This window comes from Streptomyces sp. NBC_00252 (assembly GCF_036187565.1).
Lineage (GTDB): Bacteria > Actinomycetota > Actinomycetes > Streptomycetales > Streptomycetaceae > Streptomyces.
The window spans coordinates 7,853,006-7,873,347 of record NZ_CP108087.1 but is presented as its reverse complement, the minus strand read 5'-3'; the positions used below and the strand labels follow the sequence as shown (position 1 = coordinate 7,873,347).

At 71.0% G+C, this 20,342-nt stretch carries 16 protein-coding genes; 12 read left to right on the top strand and 4 right to left on the bottom strand.

The window, feature by feature from the left end:
• Window positions 1-7 precede the first annotated feature (7 nt).
• The 3 genes from OHT77_RS35005 (at window position 8) to OHT77_RS34995 (ending at window position 3,253) form a co-directional block, all read left to right on the top strand.
• Window positions 8-754: a GntR family transcriptional regulator gene (locus tag OHT77_RS35005; protein ID WP_266767183.1), complete on the top strand. Its 747-nt coding sequence runs from the start codon at window positions 8-10 to the stop codon at window positions 752-754.
• Between the two features lie 115 nt (window positions 755-869).
• Window positions 870-2,036: a type ISP restriction/modification enzyme gene (locus OHT77_RS35000; RefSeq protein WP_328832396.1), complete on the top strand. Its 1,167-nt coding sequence runs from the start codon at window positions 870-872 to the stop codon at window positions 2,034-2,036.
• A gap of 20 nt (window positions 2,037-2,056) precedes the next feature.
• Window positions 2,057-3,253: a CaiB/BaiF CoA transferase family protein gene (locus OHT77_RS34995; RefSeq protein WP_328832395.1), complete on the top strand. Its 1,197-nt coding sequence runs from the start codon at window positions 2,057-2,059 to the stop codon at window positions 3,251-3,253.
• A 42-nt stretch (window positions 3,254-3,295) separates the two neighbouring features.
• Here OHT77_RS34995 and OHT77_RS34990 read toward each other — a convergent pair whose 3' ends face one another.
• From OHT77_RS34990 to OHT77_RS34980, 3 genes are all read right to left on the bottom strand, one after another.
• Window positions 3,296-3,562, bottom strand: a complete 267-nt coding sequence (locus OHT77_RS34990; RefSeq protein ID WP_033286328.1) for a hypothetical protein — start codon at window positions 3,560-3,562, stop codon at window positions 3,296-3,298.
• Window positions 3,563-3,688: 126 nt separating this feature from the next.
• A complete protein-coding gene (locus OHT77_RS34985; protein ID WP_328832394.1) occupies window positions 3,689-4,528 on the bottom strand; it encodes an anti-sigma factor in 840 nt (279 codons plus the stop codon).
• Window positions 4,525-5,067 (bottom strand): sigma-70 family RNA polymerase sigma factor, encoded by a 543-nt coding sequence (locus OHT77_RS34980; protein ID WP_328832393.1) that lies wholly within the window; start codon window positions 5,065-5,067, stop codon window positions 4,525-4,527. Before OHT77_RS34980 ends, OHT77_RS34985 begins: the two co-directional genes overlap by 4 nt.
• Window positions 5,068-5,296: 229 nt before the next feature.
• On the opposite strand from OHT77_RS34980, the gene OHT77_RS34975 reads away from it, so the two are divergent.
• The 4 genes from OHT77_RS34975 to OHT77_RS34960 all read left to right on the top strand — a co-directional run bounded on the left by OHT77_RS34975 (window position 5,297) and on the right by OHT77_RS34960 (window position 12,026).
• A complete protein-coding gene (locus OHT77_RS34975; protein ID WP_328832392.1) occupies window positions 5,297-6,838 on the top strand; it encodes a DUF4331 domain-containing protein in 1,542 nt (513 codons plus the stop codon).
• Between the two features lie 122 nt (window positions 6,839-6,960).
• The gene (locus OHT77_RS34970) at window positions 6,961-8,676 is read left to right on the top strand and encodes a tetratricopeptide repeat protein (protein ID WP_328832391.1); all 1,716 of its coding nucleotides are present in this window, start codon (window positions 6,961-6,963) and stop codon (window positions 8,674-8,676) included.
• Window positions 8,673-10,370 carry an urease accessory protein UreH domain-containing protein gene (locus tag OHT77_RS34965; RefSeq protein ID WP_328832390.1) on the top strand — a complete coding sequence of 566 codons (1,698 nt, stop codon included), beginning with the start codon at window positions 8,673-8,675 and terminating at the stop codon, window positions 10,368-10,370. Before OHT77_RS34970 ends, OHT77_RS34965 begins: the two co-directional genes overlap by 4 nt.
• Before the next feature lie 45 nt (window positions 10,371-10,415).
• Window positions 10,416-12,026: a serine/threonine-protein kinase gene (locus OHT77_RS34960; protein WP_328832389.1), complete on the top strand. Its 1,611-nt coding sequence runs from the start codon at window positions 10,416-10,418 to the stop codon at window positions 12,024-12,026.
• 22 nt (window positions 12,027-12,048) lie between these two features.
• Here OHT77_RS34960 and OHT77_RS34955 read toward each other — a convergent pair whose 3' ends face one another.
• Window positions 12,049-12,855 (bottom strand): SGNH/GDSL hydrolase family protein, encoded by an 807-nt coding sequence (locus OHT77_RS34955; RefSeq protein ID WP_328832388.1) that lies wholly within the window; start codon window positions 12,853-12,855, stop codon window positions 12,049-12,051.
• 139 nt (window positions 12,856-12,994) lie between these two features.
• Here OHT77_RS34955 and OHT77_RS34950 point away from each other — a divergent pair, with 139 nt between their 5' ends.
• The 5 genes from OHT77_RS34950 (at window position 12,995) to OHT77_RS34930 (ending at window position 20,331) form a co-directional block, all read left to right on the top strand.
• Window positions 12,995-13,489, top strand: coding sequence for a hypothetical protein (locus OHT77_RS34950; protein WP_328832387.1), 495 nt, complete (start codon window positions 12,995-12,997; stop codon window positions 13,487-13,489).
• A gap of 369 nt (window positions 13,490-13,858) precedes the next feature.
• Window positions 13,859-14,677 carry a glycosyltransferase family 2 protein gene (locus OHT77_RS34945; RefSeq protein WP_328832386.1) on the top strand — a complete coding sequence of 273 codons (819 nt, stop codon included), beginning with the start codon at window positions 13,859-13,861 and terminating at the stop codon, window positions 14,675-14,677.
• On the top strand, window positions 14,674-15,723 hold the full coding sequence (locus OHT77_RS34940) for a glycosyltransferase family 2 protein (RefSeq protein WP_328832385.1): 1,050 nt from the start codon (window positions 14,674-14,676) through the stop codon (window positions 15,721-15,723). The genes OHT77_RS34945 and OHT77_RS34940 overlap by 4 nt, the downstream gene beginning before the upstream one ends.
• Window positions 15,720-16,520, top strand: a complete 801-nt coding sequence (locus tag OHT77_RS34935; protein WP_328832384.1) for a polysaccharide deacetylase family protein — start codon at window positions 15,720-15,722, stop codon at window positions 16,518-16,520. Before OHT77_RS34940 ends, OHT77_RS34935 begins: the two co-directional genes overlap by 4 nt.
• Complete coding sequence (locus OHT77_RS34930) at window positions 16,513-20,331, top strand: lipopolysaccharide biosynthesis protein (RefSeq protein ID WP_328832383.1); 3,819 nt, start codon at window positions 16,513-16,515, stop codon at window positions 20,329-20,331. The genes OHT77_RS34935 and OHT77_RS34930 overlap by 8 nt, the downstream gene beginning before the upstream one ends.
• Window positions 20,332-20,342 lie beyond the last annotated feature (11 nt).

Genomic DNA, 20,342 nt, shown 5'->3' with positions numbered 1-20,342 from the left:
ATGGCCCGTGACCTCCTTCGCCCCGGACTCGATCGTCCTGAACCGCAAGCTGCCGCTCTGGTACCAGGTGTCGCAGTCCCTGCGCGCCTCGATACTCGGCCGCTCGCCCCGGGACCCGCTGCGGCTGCCCACGGAGGAGCAACTCGCGCTGCACTACGGCGTCAGCGTGCTCACCATGCGGCAGGCGCTGAAGGAGCTGGAGGACGAGGGGCTGATCACCCGGCACCGCCGCCGCGGCACGTTCATCGAGCCGGACGTCCAGCGGGCCACGCCGGTACGGCTGTTGGGCTCGGTGGACGCGATCGTCGCCCAGCAGTCCGGCATGACCACGGAGCTCCTGGACCACGGCAGGGCGCCGGTGCCGCCCGAACTCACCGAACACTTCCCCGATCTGCCCGAGGTGGCGACGTACCACCGCCTCCGCAGCGACGAAAAGACCGGCGAGCCCACGAACCACGCCCGCAACCACATCCGCCCCGAACTGGCCGCCCGCCTCGACCTCGACGACCTCGTCCGCTGGCCGATGACCAAGGTGCTGCGGGACGTCGTCGGCGCGGACATCAGCCGCATCACGGACACGGTGGAAGCCCGCCTCGCCGATCCGGAGACCGCCCGCCTCCTCCAGGTTCCGCTCCTCAGCCCGATCCTGCACTACACAGGCATCACCTACGACGCACAGGGCAGGGTCCTGGACGTGGCAGTCATCCATTACCGAGGCGACCGGTTCTCCTTCTCGGTCACCCTCGACGCGTGAACGCTCCCCTGGGGGGCCGTCCGTCGTCTGCGGGCCCGGTGGAGGCTGGTCGCGCAGTTCCTCGCGCCCCTTGGGGGCGCGACCTCGATCCCGGCTGTCGTAAGCAGGTCGTACGATGCCCAGCGTGACGCCCGACGACGCTCCGCTGCTCGCGGACCTGATGCCGTGGTCCGTCGCACCGATCCGGCTCGGCCGGGGGTGGCCGACGGCACCTGACGCGGCAACCCTGAAGGCCCGCTGGGACGCCCTGGTGAAGGCCGAAGTCCCCGAGCGGGAGGCGCTGTTCGAGCCGACGCGCTCACGCACCCTGCACTCGGCGGTGTCCCAGCTCCCGGGCCAGTCCAGCGGCACGGAGAAGCTGGTCCGCGCCACGGGCCCCGCCCCGGAACCGGTCCGCGTCCTGCACGCCCCCTTCGACGAGCAGTGGCTGATCCCGGACCACCGCCTCGTCGACGTGGCCCGGCCCGAGTTGTGGCGGGTGGCGGACGAGCAGCAGATCTTCGTGGTCGAGACACCGGTCGCGCCCGGCGCCTCCGGCCCGTTCCTGCTCGCGTCCTCGGTCCTCCCCCTGCTCCGCCCCGGCCGCGTCCGCCCCCTCTACCGCCGCCCCGGAGCCGGGGAACCCAACCTGGCGCCGGGCCTGTTGGACCACCTGGCCACCCACCTCGGCCACTCCCCCACCCCGGCGGACGTCCTCGCCTGGACGGTGACGACGGCCCGCCCCGGCCCCACGGTCCCCCTCACCCGCGACCCCGAACTCTGGTCACGGGGCGTCGAGTTGGGCCACCGCGTCCTGTGGCTGATGCGCCGAAACGGCGACCGCCCCAAACTCCCCGGCGGCCGCCGCCCCTACGTCCGCGCCCCACTCCCGCCGCTCCCCCTCACCCTGCACTACGACCGCGACGAGGAGACCCTCCACCTCGACGAGGGCCGCATCTCCCCCGTACCGCCCGAGTCCTGGGACTTCGAGGTGAGCGGGGTGCGGGTGCTGGAGCAGTGGTTCAACTCCCGCACGGCGGAAGCCGATCCGGGCACCCTGGCCGCGATCCGTCCGACCATCTGGCAGCAGATCTGGACGTCGGAACTGCTGGAGCTGATCACGGTGTTGGCGCTGCTGGCGGAACTGCGGCCCCAGCAGGAGGAGTTGGAGGTGACGGACCGGATCACGGCGGCGGAGCTGCGCAAGGCGGGCGTCCTGCCGGCACCGGAGTGGACCCGGCACCCCGCGTCCGTCCTCGACCACCACGAAGAAGGCCCCGAGGGCCAGTTCGCGCTGCTCTAGAGAACAAGGCGATCCCCTGCATGGAGTCCCAGCCCCTCCCCCTGACCGGCGTCACCGTCGTGGCCGTGGAACAAGCCGTGGCCGCCCCCTTCGCCACCCGTCAACTCGCCGATCTCGGCGCCCGGGTGATCAAGGTCGAGCGGATCGACGGGGGTGATTTCGCGCGCGGGTACGACAGTGCGGCGGGCGGTCTGGCCTCGCACTTCGTGTGGTGCAACCGGGGGAAGGAGTCGATCGCGCTCGATCTGAAGGATCCGCGCGGGATCGCTGTCGTACGTCGACTCATCGCCGGCGCCGACGTGTTCGTGCAGAATCTCGCGCACGGGGCCGCCGCCCGGCTCGGGCTCGACGCGGCCACCCTGTGTGCGGCGCATCCCCGGCTGGTCGCCGTGGACATCTCCGGGTACGGGCCGAGCGGGCCGTACGCCGGCAAGCGGGCCTACGACATGCTCGTGCAGTGCGAGGCCGGGCTGGTGTCGGTGACCGGGACGCCGGGGCAGCCGGTGAAGGCGGGGATTCCGGCCGCCGACATCGCGGCGGCCATGTACGCCTTCTCCGGTGTGCTCGCGGCCCTCGTGCGCCGGGGTGTGAGCGGGCGCGGTGGGCCGGTGGAGGTGTCGATGCTGGACGCGCTCGCCGAGTGGATGGGGCACCCCCTGCATCACGCGATGCACGGCGGAACTCCCCCGGCGCGCACGGGACTTGCGCACGCCGTCATCGCGCCGTACGACGCCTATCCCACCGCGGACGGCGGGAGGGTGCTGCTGTCGGTGCAGAACGACCGGGAGTGGCGGCGGCTGGCCGAACAGGTCATCGGGCGGCCGGAGTTGGGGACCGATCCCGACTTCGCCACCAACGCCGCACGGGTCGAGAACCGGGAACGCACCGACGCCCTCGTCGGCGAGGCGCTGGGTGGGCTCGGTGCCGACGAGGCCGTGGTGCTGCTGGAGCGCGCGGGCGTGGCCTGCGCGCGCCTCAGGGACGTACAACAGCTGGCGGAGCACCCGCAGTTGGCGGCCCGTGAGCGGTGGCGGGAAGTGGGGTCGCCGGTCGGGCCGTTGCGGGCGCTGCTGCCGCCGATCACCTTGCCGGGCGGAGGCGAGGCGCCGATGGGTGACGTGCCCGCGCTCGGGGAGCACACCGAGGCGCTGCTGCGTGCCGTGGGGATGGCGGACGCGGAGATCGCAGCACTGCGCCGGGACGGTGTGGCGGCCTGAACGCGGGCCCCCGGGAACTCCCCGGGGACGCCGAGGAGTTGCTCAGCGTCCGCCGAAGAGCGAACGGCGCAGTCTGCGCAGCGGCGCGAAGAGCTTGACGCGGCTCACTCGCGTGCCTGTCGCACTGCGTTCCTGCGTGGTGTCACGCGATGTCAGTTCGCGCATCAGTGAGGTCGCCTCCGCCGTCTCGCGTTGCGGGACGACGGGGCCGCCCAGCACCGAGAGATGGCGGTCGAGGCGCGAACTCGTCGCGCTGCTCCCGCACGTGATCGCAGGGACCCTTGCCCTGCTGCGCACTATCTGTTCCATGTCACTCCCCACCCGTACGAGTCCACCCGGCCCGGGCAGGGTAACCCTATCGCCCCAACCGGGCACTCGTGTATCGCGGTCACAGGATTCACCTTCCCCGTAAGGGTGTTGACGACCCCTCCTTGATTACTCTCCGAATCCGACCGATTTCAGGGCGAGTTGGACAACTGGCTGAGTTGTGGGCTGCGCTGAGCCCCCGTCGGGCTCGACGGTCACTGCGAGTGATGTTGCAGACTTGTCGAGTCCGGTGGCCACCAAGGGCGTGTCGTCCTTGAAGAGCCCGAGGGAGCGCGGTTGCACATCGGGGCGCATCAGCCACAGTTGATGCACGCGCCCGCTCGGCAGCGCGCCGTATCCGCTCAGGGTGACGACCGCGCGCCCCTCCGACGCGGAGGCGATCACGCCGATGCTCCGGCCCGCGGTGTCCGCGCCGGTGGTCGCGCGGGCGTCGGGAGCTGCGAGAACGTGGGCGATCTCACGTGCCTGCGCCTGCTCGGCGGTCAGTTTGTCCTGGGTCTGGTTGGCCTGCACGGCGAACAGCGAGGCCACGACGAGCGCGGCGGCGGCCGTCGCGGTGGCGAACGGCACGAAGAACGGCCGCCGTTGGGGCACGCGGGCGCGCGAGGCCTGCGGTTGCGCACCCCACACGTGCGCCGGCAGCCGGGGCGTGTACTCCCGCGCCCGCGGTTCCCGCACCTGCTCCCGCAGCGGCCCGGGTTCCTGCGGAGTCTGCCGTACGGCGGCCAGCACCCGGTCGCGCATGGCCGGCGGCGGCTGGGCGGCCGTGGACCAGGCCAGCCGGACCGCGTCCTCGGTCAGCGCGCGGACCTCCTCGGCGCAGCGGTCGCAGCCCCTGAGGTGTTTCTCGAACTGGCGGCGCTCACCGGCTTCGAGGGCGTCCAGGGCGTAGGGGGCCGCGAGCGAGTGGGCATCCCCCCGGCCGAACAGTCGGGCGAGGACACTCATGCGACACCTCCCAGGCAGTCGCGCAGCCGGGTGAGTCCGTCACGCATGCGGGTCTTGACCGTGCCCAGCGGCAGCGAGAGCCGCTCGGCCACTTCACGGTACGTATAGCCGTCGTAATAGGCGAGCGTCACGGACTGCCGCTGCAGCGCCGTGAGCCGGTCCAGGCAGCGGCGCACCAACTGCCGTTCCAGGCCCGCCTCCACCTCCTCGGTCACCTGGTCGAAGGCGGGGTGGTGGGAGCGGCGGGCCTCGCGCTGCTCGCGGTCGACGGCAGCGCGGGCGCTGCGCACCCGGTCGACGGCCCTGCGGTGGGCGAGGGTGAGGACCCAGGACAGGGCGCTGCCGCGGCCGGGGTCGAAGCGGGCGGCGGACCGCCACATCTCCAGCAGCACTTCCTGCGCCACTTCCTCGGACTGCGCCGGGTCGCGCACTACCCGGCGCACCAGCCCGAACACCGGCCCGGACACCAGTGCGTACAACTCTTCGAAGGCCCGCTGATCCCCTGCCGCAACCTGCACCAGGAGCTCATCAGCCGCCACCCGTCCCCCACTCTTCGACCGCACGCGGCCCATCCCCTCATCACATCCCGTCACATGAGGCATTCGCAGCGAGCGCCCCTACGGATGGGTTACGGATCAGCGCGCCCAAAACGCGGGTCAAGGGACGGATTGGAAGGCGCCAAAAAAACTTTTCGGGTTTGACCAATCCGCCCCGGCACGCGCTCCGAATCTCCGGGCGTCAGGCAAGTTGGCACTGAGGACGGACGGCATGACACCTATCTCCAGGAGCGGTGCGGGACGCAGGAAGCTCGCGGCCCTCGTATGTGGCGCGCTGGCCGCCGGGGGGCTCGCAGCCGCCGGTACGGCCGCGCTGGAACCGGGAGTGGCCGCGGCCTCCTCCCACCGGGAGGCCCCCCTCATCTCGGGCACCCCGCAGTACGACAACACGGACCTGTACGCGTTCGTCAGCCCGGACAAGCCGGACACGACGACGATCGTGGCGAACTGGATACCGTTCGAGGAGCCCGCCGGCGGCCCGAACTTCTACCAGTTCGCGGACGACGCCCAGTACGACCTGCACATCGACAACAACGGTGACGCGCTGGACGACTTCATCTTCCGCTACACCTTCAACACCCAGGTCAAGAACAAGAAGACGTTCCTCTACAACACGGGCCCGGTCACCAGCCTCACCGACCCCGACCTCAACATCACGCAGTCGTACGACGTCGAGCTGATCAAGCTGAAGAAGGGCAGGGCGGTCTACAAGACGAAGATCGCCGACGACATCCCGGCGGCCCCGTCCGACGTCGGCGACGCGTCGATGCCGGACTACGGCAAGCTGCGCTCGCAGGCGATCTACAAGACGACCAACGGCGGCGCGACCTTCGCCGGCCAGGCCGACGACCCGTTCTTCGCCGACCTGCGCGTCTTCGACCTGCTCTACGGCGGCAACCTGAGCGAGGTCGGGAACGACACCCTCAAGGGCTACAACGTCAACACGATCGCCCTCCAGGTGCCCAACGACCTGATCCGGCAGTCCAAGTCCCGCCCGACCGTGGGGATCTACTCCACGACCCAGCGCAAGAACGCCCAGGGGTACTACTCGCAGGTCTCGCGCCTGGGCAACCCGCTGGTCAACGAGGTCGTCAACCCGCAGAAGGACAAGGACAAGTTCAACGCGTCCCAGCCCAAGGACGACGCGCAGTTCCTGAAGAACGTGACCGAGCCGGAGATCCCGAAGCTCATCGAGTCGATCTACAAGATCAAGGCGCCGAGCGAGCCGCGCAACGACCTCGTCAGCGTGTTCCTCACCGGCGTCAAGGGTCTCAACACCGAGCAGCCGTACGCGAAGCCGTCGGAGATGCTGCGCCTCAACACGTCGATCCAGCCGACCGCGCACCCCAAGCGCCTCGGCGTCCTCGACGGCGACAACGCGGGCTTCCCGAACGGCCGTCGGCTCACCGACGACGTGATCGACTCCGCGCTCCAGGTCATGGAGGGTGAACTCGTCGGTTCCAAGAACGACTTGGGCGACGCGGTCGACAAGAACGACAAGGGCTTCGAGAAGTACTTCCCGTACGTCGCCGAGCCCACCTCGGGTTCGCGCGGCCCGCTCGCCAAGGGCACGGCCAGCGGCAGCGACGTCAAGAACCAGTTGGGCGACGCGCTCCAGCCGGCGGGAGCGTCCTCCGGCAGCGACAACATGATGCTGATGGTCGCCTCGGCGGCCTCGGGTGTCGCCGGAGTCCTGCTGATCGGCGCGGGCGTCGCGTGGTGGCGCCGCCGGATGAGCCATCGCCCGTACTGACCCCCACCGACTGGCGCGGCCCGCACTTCACCTTCCCCCACGGTGCGGGCCGCGCCACCCCCACGTGACAACCCCCTTCGGCACCACGGCACTTGAACCACCCCAGGCGATGGAGGAACGGCATGGCCCCGCGCGAGACCGACAACAACCCGACGGAGGCCGACCAGCCGGCGGCGGCACAGCGGGAGTGGGAACGGCTGTGGGAGGAGGGGGACGACGACGGGGCGGCGACCGCCGGGGCGGAGAGCGGGCGGCCTGCGAAGGCGGACGCGGAGCCGGAGACGGGCACGGAGCCGGGCGACGACCGGGACGCGGACGCCGACTCTTCCAAGACCGCGGACGCCGACACCGACCCTTCCAAGACCGCGGACGCCGACACCGAGTCCTCCGGGACCGCCGACGACGACTCACCCCCACCCTCGACTCCCGCACACAGCACCGCCGATGAGGTCGTCACCCCCCACCTCGACGACGAACGCATCGCCGCCGTCCGCCGGGTGGCCGCCGCGGGCCGCCGCTGGCGGAATCTCCAACTCGCGAGTTGTGCGGCTCTGTTGGCCGTCGCGATGACCGCCGGGGCCATCGCCATCGGCGCCGCGAAGGACAGCGGCGCGGCCGGTGTCGCCGTCGGATCCAGTGCCGTGTCACCGGAGTTGCTCGCCAGTGGAAGCCTGGACGCGAGCATCGCCTCGCTGCAGGCCCATCTGCGGACGCAGCCCAAGGACTTCGACGGGTGGGCGACGCTCGGCCTGGCGTATGTCGAGCAGGCCAGGACGAAGGGCGACCCGTCCCGGTACCCGCAGGCGCAGGCAGCCTTCCAGCGGTCGCTGAAGATCTCGCCGGCCAACGAGAACGCGCTGGAGGGCCGCGCCGCGCTCGCCGCCGCCCGGCACGAGTTCAAGGAGGCCCTGACCTACGCGGACCAGGTCCTCAAGGAGAACCCGTACAGCGAGCGCGCCCTGTGCTCCCGCATCGACGCGCTCGTCGAACTCGGCCGCTACGCCGACGCGTCGAAGGCCGCCGACCTCGCCGACGCCCGCAAGCCCGGCGTCCCGGTCTTCACCCGCTACGCGTACGTGCACGAGTTGCGCGGCGACGTCACCACGGCCCGCAAGGTCCTGGAACAGGCCCTCGCCGCCGCCACCTCCCCCGGAGACATCTCGTACGTCGCCGGCACGCTCGGCCAACTCGCCTGGAACCAGGGCGACTACAAGACCGCCCTGAACGACTACGGCCGCGCCCTCGCCGCCGACGAGAACTACCTCCCCGCGCTGGAGGGCCGCGCCCGCACCCAGGCCGCCCTGGGCGACCGCGCCGCGGCCATCAAGGGCATGGAGCTGGTCGTCTCCCGCTACCCGCTGCCCCAACCCCTCGTCGAACTCGGCGAGTTGTACGAGAGCCGGGGCGCCGAGGGCGACAAGGCGAAGGCCGAGGACCAGTACGCCCTGGTCGACGCCTGGATCGCGCTGGCCCGCGCCAACGGCGTCAACGCCGACCTTGACACGGCGCTCGCCGCCGCCGACCACGGGGACGTCAGGTCGGCCCTGAAGGCCGCCCGCGCCGAGTGGGCCCGCCGCCACACCGTGCACACCGCGGACGCGCTGGCCTGGGCCCTGCACGTCAACGGCCGCGACAAGGAGGCCCTCCCCTACGCCCGTCAGGCCACGGCCACGAACTACCACAACGCCTCGTTCATCTACCACCTCGGCACGATCGAGCTCGCCACCGGCCACCAGGCCGACGGCCGCGCCCACCTGGCCAAGGCCCTCAAGCTGAACCCGGGCTTCTCCCCGCTGGGCGCCGCCAAGGCCCGTAAGGCGCTGGAGGCCACCAAGTGACGCCGGTCCGCCGTCTGTTGGCCTCCGCCGCGGCCGTCCTCACCACCGCGGGCGCACTCCTCCTGGTCCCCGCGGCCGCCGCGAGCGCGCACCCCCTCGGCAACTTCACCGTCAACCGCTACGACGGTCTCGTCGTCGCCCCGGGCCGGTTGCGCGTCACGCACATCGAGGACCTCGCCGAAATCCCGGCGACCCAGGTCAAGCCGGACATCAAGCGGTTGGGCATGACCGAGTGGGCCAGGGAGCGCTGCGACAAGGCCGCCGAGGGCAGCAAGGTCACCGTCGACGGCCGTACGGTCGCCCTCACGCCCGGCACCAGCACCGCGCACCTGCGCCCCGGTCAGGCCGGGCTCAACACCCTGCGCGTGGAGTGCGGTTCGAGTGCCGCGCTGCCCAAGGGGAGCACCGTCGCTCTCGGGTTCCACAGCGCGGGGCTGACCACCGGGCCCGGCTGGCGGGAGATCACCGCGCGCGCCGACCGGATGACGCTCACCAGGTCGGACGTGGCGAAGACCTCCCTGTCGCACGAACTCACCAGCTACCCGAAGGACTTGCTGTCCTCCCCCGCCGACACCACGACCGCGTCCCTGCACGCGCGTCCCGGCGGTCCTGCGCTCGCCGACGACGGTCGGTCCGCGGCGGAACCGCCCGCCGGCTCGGTGCTGCCGCGCGGCGCCGACCGGTGGACGGAGGCCCTGAACAACCTGGTCGCCCGGCACCACCTCACGGTCGGCTTCGCCGCGCTCTCGCTGCTCATCGCCGTCGCCCTGGGCGCGATGCACGCGCTCGCGCCCGGCCACGGCAAGACCCTGATGGCCGCCACGGCAGCCGCGCGGGGCGGTCGCGCCCGCCTCAAGGACGTCCTCCCCCTCGCCGCCTCGGTCACCGTCACCCACACCCTCGGCGTCATCGCCCTGGGCCTGCTGGTCACGGCCGGCTCCGCCGCGACCCCCTCGGTGATCGCCTGGCTGGGCATCGCGAGCGGCGCACTGGTCCTCTTCGCGGGCGCCAACCTTGTTCGCCGCGCCTGGCGCAACCGTCCACGCCCGCACGCCACTTCACACGCTCACCCGCACCCGCACCCCCACCCCCACACTCACGATCACGATCACGAGACCGCCAAGGCCCCCGAACGCGCCCTGGTCCTCGTCTCCGCGCACGCCGAAGCCGGCGCCCCCCACACGGAGACCCACGCACACCCGCACCCGCACAGCCACGACGACGACCACGCCCACAGCCACGCCCACGACCACCCCCACGAGCACGGGCACGACCACGCACATCCCCACCCCCACGACCACGCCGTGGAGCACACGCACGGCGGTTTCACCCACACCCACGAGACCGCCCCGACCCTGCGCGGCACGATCCTGCTCGGCTTCGCCGGTGGGCTCGTGCCGAGCCCGTCCGCCGTGGTGGTCCTCGTGGGGGCCGCCGCGCTCGGCCAGGCGTGGTTCGGGCTGCTGCTCGTCGTCGCGTACGGCGTCGGTCTCGCCCTCACCCTCACCGCGGCCGGATTCGCCGTCGTCAAGCTGGGTACAGGGATGAACCGAGTGCTGGACCGGCGCCCCCGCTGGACCACCAGCCCCATGGCCGTACTGGTCCGCAGGACCGCGCCGTTGGCATCGGCGCTGGTCGTCGTGGGTCTCGGGGTCGGACTGGTGCTCAAGGGGGCGGCATCAGCACTCGGCTGAGTTGTGTACGGCGAGAATTCGCCCGGCTGCGAATGGGGGGAGCCCATGTCCGAAGATCCGGGCACTGAACGTGTGATCGCGGGCCGCTACCGGCTCCTGTCCCCCCTCGGCGAGGGCGGAATGGGCACGGTGTGGCGGGCCCGCGACGAGGTGCTGCAACGCGAGGTCGCCGTCAAGGAGGTGCGCGCGCCCGGCGGGCTGGCCTCCGACGACGTGGAGCGGATGTACGCCCGGCTGGAGCGCGAGGCATGGGCGGCGGCGCGGGTCGCCAACCGCAATGTGGTGACGGTGTACGACGTGGCGACGGAGGACGGCCGCCCGTGGATCGTCATGGAGCTGGTGCGGGGCGTGTCCCTGGCCGATCTCCTGGACGCCGAGGGGCCGTTGTCGCCGCAGCGGACCGCGCACATCGGTGCCGAGGTGCTCGCCGCGCTGCGGGCCGCGCACGACGCGGGGGTGCTGCACCGGGATGTGAAACCGGCCAATGTGCTGATGTCGAACGACGGCCGGGTCGTCCTGACCGACTTCGGTATCGCGATGGTCGAGGGCAGTTCGGCGCTGACCATGACCGGCGAGGTCATCGGCTCGCCCGAATTCCTCGCCCCGGAGCGGGCGTTGGGCCGCACCCCCGGTCCCGAGTCCGACCTGTGGGCGCTCGGCGTCCTGCTGTACGCGGCGGTCGAGGGGCACTCGCCGTTCCGTCAGAACACCCCGCTGAGCACCCTGCGTGCCATCGTCGACGAGGAGTTGCCGACGCCGCGGCTGGCGGGACCGCTCACGCCGGTCATCGAGGGGCTGCTGCGCAAGGACCCGGCCCAGCGGATGTCCGCGGAGCAGGCCGAGCAGGATCTGCGGCTGGTCGCGGCGGGCGGTGCGCCACGCGCGTCCACGGCGCCGACGACGCCGTACTCGCCGATGATGGCGGGTGTTCCGCAGGACACCTATCCGCGGACGCCGCCGCAGCCGATGGCCCCTGTCGGCCCCGAGGCCGACCCCTACGGGACGCGGACGGGCGCGGAGGAACCCCGGCGCAACCGCGGGGCGGCCATCGCCCTGGTCGCGGGTCTTGTCGCGCTGGCACTGGCGATCGGCGGGCTGACGTACACGCTGCTCAACCGGAACAACGACGGGAACACGGACGCGGGCAAGGGCACGAGCAGCCCCAAGAACGAGCCCTCGGGCGGGACTACGCCCAGTGCGAGCAGTGAGACCACGAAGGCGAGCGAGACGCCGAGCCCCAGCGCCAGCAAGTCGTCGTCGGCGCCGCAGTCGGTGAAGGCGACGGTGGAGGGCGCCAACACCCAGTACTCGGGCAGCTGTCCGCCGCCGAACGCGAAGGCGCCGACCTTCACGGCCAGCATCACGGTGGGGAAGGTGCCCGCGGAGGTGTCCTACCGCTGGGTGACGAAGACCGGGTCGGTCTCCGACCCCGGGTGGAAGACGCTGTCGTTCCCCGCGGGCGGCGGGAAGACCAAGCAGGACCGGGTGTTCCTCACGACGTACTCGAACAGCGGGACGTTCAAGAACGAGATCAGTGTGGAAATCCGCAGCCCGGTCCACGGGGAGTCCAACTCGGTGCCGTTCTCGGTCACTTGCCTGGCGGAGACCCCGTCGGGCGGGGCCTCCGCGTCGGACTCGGCGTCGCCCTCGGAGTGAGGCGACGCACCCTGAGCGAGGGTCAGACGGCGCCGGTCAGGACGGGCAGATAGCCGCCGGACTGGCCGGCCGCGGTCGGGTGGTACGACTCTCCGATGTCCAGCAGGTTGAGGCTGTGCAGCCAGGAGCCGCCGGAGCAGATCTCGTGGCCGGTGAACGTGGTGCGTACGTCGCCGTAGGTGAAGCCGTGGTCGGCGGCGCGCTTGGCGAGGGCGGCGTCGAGGTAGTCGGCCGCGCCGTTGATGGCGGAGCGCTTGGTCGCGGAGAGGCCGAGGCAGGTGGTGCCGAGCTTGTAGAAGCGCGGGTAGCCGAGCACGACCACGTGCGCGGCGGGGGCTTTGGCGCTGATCGTCGAGTACACCTTGTCGAGGAGGCCGGGGAGCGTCGAGTCGACGTACGCCTTCGCGGTGGCGATCCGCGAGAGGCATGAGCTGTCGGACTGCAGGACGCAGGTCGTCATGACGTCGGAGAAGCCGGCGTCGTTGCCGCCGATGCTGATGGAGACGAGGCCGGTCTTGCTGCTGAGGGTGCCGAGTTGGTTGGCGAGAACGTCACCCGTACGAGCGCCCGAGCAAGCCATGAAGTCGAACGTCGAGGGTGAGTGGGCGGCTGCCCAGAGGTAGGGGTAGGCCTTGGTGCTGCGGTCGCAGGAACCGCTGGAACTGATGTAGCTGCCCGAGCCGACCCCCGAGGAGTAGGAGTCGCCGAGGGCCACATAGCCGCCGGTGGCGGCGAGTTGGGACGCCTGCGCCGTCATCGCCCCGGTGAGGGCGAGGCCGGCGGCCAGGAGGAGCGAGGTCACGTATGCCGTAAATCGGGAACGTCTCATGGAACCTCCCTTAGCAGGATCTCTGCCACAACTGTCGTAGCAGTGACGCGCGTTGACGGGAAGTGTGCATGCCAAGGGTTTGCCGGTGGGAACAGGTGTTCACCCGTGCATCACAACCGGCACAGGTGCCCTTCGCGCCTTGACGATCCCGGTCGGGCTGCGCGACATTGAAGTCCGGCATCCGGCGCGCTGGGGGGCAAAGACGCCAATGCAGACCTTACGTATCAAGAGAACGTCCACGGACGGCCTCGAGAGGGTGCGGTCAGGACCGGGGAGGGACCTGGCACCGGTGCTCGCGGGTGCGGCGGTCGCCGTGGGGGGTACGGGCGCACTGCTCGCACTCATCGATTCGGGATCACCGCTGCGCGGTCCTTTCGCGCTGTTCTTCCTGTTCGCGGCGCCGGCTTCGGCAATTGCCGCGCTGTTGCGCGGACTTGATCCCTTCGGCCGTGTTCTCACCTCGGTGGCGGGCGCGGTGGTCGTCGACATGCTGGTGGCCCAGGGAATGCTGGCCGTGCACCGGTGGTCCGTCGACGGCGGAATCATCACGGTGGCGGTGATCAGCGGCCTGATATCGCTATCGGTATTCATGCGGCATATGCCGGGCCGCACAACGGCTGACAAAGTTGTGTAACGGTCAAACCAACAAAAACGTGAGGCCTCCTTCCAGGTCTTGCCATACAGGTTCAATCATCAATACCGTCGTACATCTCACCCGCACTGGTTCATCATCCAGCGGCTCCAGGGGAGGGCTCAGGGACCGCGATGAATCCGGGGCGGGGCGCGGTAGGGGGGTGCCGTGCTCGGTGACCGCTTTTGTGACCGAGTCGTCCGCGCGGCCGGCTTTCATGTTTTCCGGGGGTCGACCAGTTTTGCCAGCTCACCACGCGTGCACGGAGATCCGTATTCTCCGCGTCGCCCGTGAGAACCCCCCTTTCGAACCGGAGCACAGAGCCGGGCCGCCCAGGGGCGGGCGGTCCGCCGGACGAGAGGGACCAGACTCGTGAGTTCTGTTCTGCGCCCAGCGACATCGGGCGAAGATCCGTTAATGTCGGCCGAATACCGGCCCATCTCCTCTCACTTGGCGATCACACCGCCGGTGAGCGTGGTGATTCCCGCCATGAATGAGGCGGAGAATCTCCCCTACGTCTTCAAGACACTTCCCGCGTGGATACACGAAGTGGTTCTCGTGGACGGCAATTCCTCCGACAACACCGTCGAAGTGGCCCGCGAGCTGTGGCCCGGGGTCAAGGTCGTCGAACAGCAGGGCAAGGGCAAGGGGGATGCCCTGATCACCGGGTTCGAGGCCTGCAGCGGCGACATCATCGTGATGGTCGACGCGGACGGCTCGGCCGACGGGCACGAGATCGTCAGCTATGTCTCGGCCCTCGTCTCGGGCGCGGACTTCGCCAAGGGCTCCCGCTTCGCCAACGGCGGCGGCACGGACGACATGACGTTCATCCGCAAGCTCGGCAACTGGGCGCTGTGCACGATCGTCAACCGCAAGTTCGGCGCCCGCTACACCGACCTCTGCTACGGCTACAACGCGTTCTGGCGGCACTGCCTCGACAAGATCGACCTCGACTGCACCGGCTTCGAGATCGAGACGCTCATCAACATCCGGGTGGTCAAGGCCGGCCTCAAGGTGCAGGAGATCCCCAGTCACGAGTACCTCCGTATCCACGGCACGAGCAATCTGCGCGCCGTGCGGGACGGGATCCGGGTGCTCAAGGTGATCCTCAAGGAGCGCTCCAACCGGCGTGCGCTGCGCCGCCGTTCACACTCCACGATGATCGACCCGTTCCGGGGAGAGGTGTCTTGAGCGGTCCCGACATCTCTGTCGTGATCTGCGTCTACACCGAGGACCGCTGGGAGGACATCCTCGCGGCGGTCTCCTCGGTGCGCGCGCAGTCACGGCCCGCGCTGGAGACGTTGCTGGTCGTCGACCACAACCCCGCTCTCCTGGACCGGCTCACCAGGGAGTACAAGGACGTCGAGGAGAGCGGCGAGGTCCGCGTGCTGGCCAACGCGGGCCCGCGCGGTCTGTCCGCAGGCCGCAACACCGGCATCGCCGCATCCCGCGGTGAGGTCATCGCCTTCCTCGACGACGACGCCGTGGCCGAGCGCGAGTGGCTGCGGTACTTCGCCGGGGCGTACACCGATCCGAGGGTGATGGCCGTCGGCGGCCGCACGATGCCCATCTGGGCGTCCGGGCGCCGACCGGCCTGGTTCCCCGAGGAGTTCGACTGGGTGGTGGGCTGCACGTACAGGGGCCTGCCGCCGGGCCGGGTCCGGGTGCGCAACGTCCTGGGCGGCAACGCCTCGTTCCGACGTACGGCGTTCGACGCGGCCGGCGGCTTCGCGACCGGCATCGGGCGCGACGGCGACAGGCGTCCGCTGGGCGGCGAGGAGACGGAGCTCTGCATCCGGCTCACCCGGGCCAGGCCGGACGCGGTGCTGCTGATCGACGACCGGGCGGTGATCCACCACCGGGTGCCCTCGGTGCGCGAGCACTTCGGGTACTTCCGTACGCGGACGTACGCCGAAGGTCTCTCCAAGGCGCTGGTGGCCCGAAGTGTCGGCGCCGACAAGGGACTTGAGTCGGAGCGCCGGTACACGACCCGGGTCCTCCCGGCCGGAGTGGTGCGCGGGCTGCGGGACGCCGTGCTCGCCCGGCCGGGCGGCGCGGGCCGGGCGGGCGCGATCGTCGCCGGGGTGTTCGGCGCGGCGGGCGGCTATGTCGTTGGGAGCGTGCGGGCCCGGCGCGGCGGGGTCACCTTCTCGGTGGTGCGGATCGCCGGGGACGCACAGGAGCGCGGGCACGCGGACCACCGTGGGGGCGGACATGAGCACGGGGGGCGGACATGAGTGACACACCGGTGCCGATCCTGATGTACCACTCGGTCGCCACCGCGCCGAACGACGCCACCCGCGAACTGTCCGTCGCACCCGAGGCGTTCGCCGAGCAGCTGGCACTCCTCGGCGACCTGGACTTCACGCCGATCAACACGGCTGATCTGGCGGCGAGTTGGCGCTCGGGCACACCACTGCCCGAGCGCCCGGTGCTGATCACCTTCGACGACGGCTACGAGGGCGTGCACCGGCACGCCCTGCCCGCGCTGGCCCAACACGGCTTCGCTTCCACCCTGTTCGTCTCCACCGGCTGGATCCGGGGCGCCCACGACACCGGCGGCGGCCTGGACACCATGCTCGACTGGGACCAGGTGCGCGAACTCGCGGGCGCGGACGTCGAGATCGGCGGCCACAGCCACACCCACCCGCAGCTCGACCAGCTCGACGACGGCTCCCTGCGCGCGGAACTGGTCCGCTGCAGGGAGATCGTCGCCGACGAACTCGGCGCCGTGCCCGTCTCGTTCGCGTATCCCTACGGCTACTCCAGCCGCCGGGTGCGGCACGCGGTGCGGGAGGCGGGGTTCGCGCAGGCGCTCGCGGTCGGCAACGACCTCGCCCGCCGCCGCCAGGGGCCGTACGCGCTGCGGCGGGTGACGGTGCGCCGCAGTACGGATGTCGAGGAGTTCGCGCGGCTCGTCGAGGGTCGTGCGATCGCCCGCACCTTCGCCAGGGACCGTGCCCTCACCCAGGGCTACGCCATGGTCCGCAGAGCTCGACAGGTCCGCCGGAAGGCCAGCCGTTCCCGTGTCTGACACGACGACCACCACCACCCAGGCCGCACCGCCCGACACCGGGGCGCCCCAGCGGACGGGGCGCCGTCTGCGCCTGCCGGGGAGGGGCAGCTCCCCCGGCGGCAGCCCGCTGTTCCGCAACGCCTACGCCCTGATGCTCAACACCGGGATCTCCGCGGTGCTCGGGCTCGGCTACTGGCTGATCGCGGCGCACTACTACTCGGCGTCCGCGGTCGGGCAGGGCTCGGCGGCGATCGCCGCGATGAAGCTGCTCGCCGGGCTCACCGCGGTGACCCTGACGGGTGCCCTGGCCCGCTTCATCCCGGTCGCCGGACGCGCCACCGGGCGGCTCATCTTCCGTACGTACGCGGGCAGTTCGATCGTCGTCGCGTGCGGGGCCGGGATCTTCCTGCTGACCCTGAACGACTGGGGACCCTCCTACCGCTTCCTGCACGGGCCCGTCCCCGCGCTCGGCTTCGTCGTCGCCGTCATCGCCTGGAACCTGCTCACGCTGCAGGACGGGGTGCTGACCGGGCTGCGCAGCGCGCCGTGGGTGCCGGTGGGCAACACCGTGTTCTCCGCGGTGAAGCTGGCGCTGCTCGTCGGGCTGGCGTCGGTGCTCGCCACGAGCGGTGTCTTCGTGTCCTGGGTCGCCGCGATCGCGTTCTCCGTGGTGCCGCTGGGCTTGCTGGTGTTCCGGCGGCTGGTGCCCCGGCACGTCGAGGCGACCGAGGCGCACGCGAAGCCGCCGACGCTGCGGGAGATCGGGCGGTTCCTCGCCGGGGACTACACCGGCTCGCTGTTCTCGCTCGCCGTGGTCTACCTCGTGCCGGTGATCATCGCCTCGCAGGTCAGCTCCGAGGACAACGCCTACTTCTACATCACGACGACGATAGGCGGCACGGTCAACCTGCTCGCCATCAACATGGGCGCCTCGCTGACCGTCGAGGGCTCGCACGATCCGGCGCGCATCGCCGCCAACACCCGGGCCGCGCTCAAGCGGATGGCCCGGATCATGCTGCCGATCTGCGGGCTGCTGTTCATCGGGGCGCCGTACATCCTGGGTGTGTTCGGCGCGGGCTACGCGGACGCGGCGACCCCGCTGCTTCGCTGGTTCGCGGTGGGCGCGCTGCTGCGGGTCGTCATGGAGACGTACTTCGCGGTGCTGCGCGCGCAGAGCCGCACCAGTGGACTCGCCTGGCTGCAGGGCCTGTTGTGCGTCCTGGTGCTCAGTCTGACGCTGCTGCTGCTCCCCCGCATGGGCCTGACCGGCGCGGGCGTCGCCGAGATCTCCAGCCTCGCGGTGATCGTGACGATCGCCGCGCCGAAGCTGTTCCGGACGCTGCGGGCCGCGCCGGCCGCGGAGTTGCCCGAGGACGCGGCGCCCGACGGGGACCTGGCCGACCTGGGGACCCGCGAGGTCCCGGCCGCCGCCCCGCGCCGCCGCGGCCCGGCCTGGGCGCTCGACTCCGACACCCTCGCGCTCGGCATCCACGTCGACTTCGACCACCTGGAACGCCGGCCGGACGTACGGCCGGGGCCCGGGACCCCGCCCAGCGGCACCCCGATCGTGTCCGGCGACCAGCATCCGACCTGGGCGCTCGGCGTCAAGCGGCCCGGGATCGTGGGCCTGCCGGTGGAGGAGCGCGAGCCCGGCTCGGAGGCCTCGCTGAGCCCGGCCGCCCAGCCCAAGGTGGACGCGCATTCCGGGTCCGCCGTACACAAGGAGGCCCCGGAGCGGGCGAAGGACACGGAGAAGGCGGCGGAGGCCGAAGTGCCGCCGCCCGCACGACCGTTGTCCCTGCGGGAGCGGCTGGCGCCGACGCGGCCCGGTGTCGTGCTCGGCTGTCTGCTGGTGGCCGCGCTGCTGCTGTACTGGGTGCCCGCGCTGCGGCTCGGCGAGTCCGACCTGGACCGCATGGGCGGGCTCGGCCTGGTCTCCGTGCTGCCGCTGCCCACGCTGGCCGGGGCCGCGCTGCTGATCGTGGTGTTCGCCTCGCTGCTGTGGCTGGGCCGCGAGCACAGGACACTGCTGCTGATCACCCTGCTCGTGACCGTGTTCTCGTTGCACGCGCTGCCCGCGGTGATCGAGACCGAGCCGCGCTTCCCGACGGCCTGGCAGCACCTCGGGTTCATCGACTACATCGACCGCACCGGGTCGGCCGTACCCGACCTGGACGCGCGCTGGAGCTGGCCGGGCTTCTTCGCGGTGGCCGCGTTCGTCGGCAGGACGTGCGGGATCACCGACTGGTCCGAGGTCATCCGCTGGTGGCCCACCGCCATCCAACTCGCCTATCTGGCACCGATGTTCCTGCTGGTGCGGTCGCTGCGGGCGAGCTGGCGGGCGAAGTGGACCGGCATCTGGATCTTCGTGCTCAGCGGCTGGGTCGGCCAGGACTACTTCTCCCCGCAGGGCTTCACCTTCCTGCTCTACCTGGCCTTCGTGGCGATCCTGCTGGTCTGGTTCCGGGCACCGCACGTCCTGTGGACGAGGATGCGGCCCGGCGAGGCGGAGGTCGAACCCACCGACCGGCGTCAACAAGCCGTCCTGCTCCTGGTGTTGACCGGCCTGTTCGCGGCGAGCGTCCCGGCCCACCAGCTCACGCCGTTCGTGATGCTGGGCGTGCTCACGGTCCTCGTCCTGATCGGCCGCAGCGAACTCCGCGGCCTGCCCATCCTGTTCGCGGTGCTCGTCGCGGTCTGGCTCGGCTTCATGGCCGAGCCGTACTGGTCCGGTCACTTCGACGACCTCTTCGGCGGGGTCGGCGGCGTCGGCAGCAATGTCTCGACGTCCGTCTCCGGCCGTATCCAGGGCGGCAGTTCGACCCACAAGCTGGTCCTCTACACGCGCGTCCTGCTGGCCGGCGGCATCATGACCCTCGCCTGCTGGGGCTGGCTGCGCCGCCGCATCGACAAGTACCGCGAACGCTCCCTGCTGGTCCTCATGTTCGTCCCGTTCCTGGGTTTCGGCATGCAGTCCTACGGCGGCGAGATGGCGCTGCGCGTCTTCATGTTCGCGGTGCCCGGCGCGGCCCTGCTCGCGGGCCTCGCGCTCTTCCCGCGCACCGGCGCCACCGCCAGGGAGCGCGAGAAGGACCGGTCGAACCGGCTCGCCCCGCTGGCCGCGCTGCTCGCCGGTCTGCTGCTCATGGGCGGCTTCCTGGTGGCCCGTTGGGGCAACGAGGGCTTCGAGCGGGTCCGGCCCGGCGAGGTCGCGGCCATGAACTACGTGTACGCCCACGACAAGCCGACGGTACGGCTGCTGTGGCTGACCGACGACACGGTCAACGACGTGACGCCGGCGATGCCGTGGGGCGCGAAGGACATGGAGCGGGTCAACTACGTTCCCACCCTGGCCCCCGCGGACCCGGTGCTGGTGTCCGGGCTGGTCAAGGCGCTCAAGGACGCGGGCCCGAACTCGTATCTGATGCTCAACACGAGCCAGGTCGTCTCGCTCCAGCTGGACGCGGGCTACGCGACGACCTGGGAGTCCCGGCTCATCCAGAACCTGGACAACCGGCAGGAGTTGAAGAAGGTCCTCGTCAACGCCGACGCGACCGTGTACACGCTGCGCCAACAGCCGGCGGGCGCGGTCCCGAAGCCCGATCCCGGGCCGATCGGACCGCAGATCACCTGGACGCCGTGGTCGGTGGTCGGCGCGCTCGCCGCCGTCGCCCTGATCCTGATGCTGACGGCCCGCGAGGTCGTCCGGGTCGCGGTCCGGCCCGGGGTGCGTCAACTGCGGTGGCTGCAGAGCAGTTTCTGGTTCTCGCTGCCACTGCTCGCGGTGCTGCTCGCCTCGCTGGTGCAGCGGTTCCTGACGATGAAGTAACACGTTCCAGC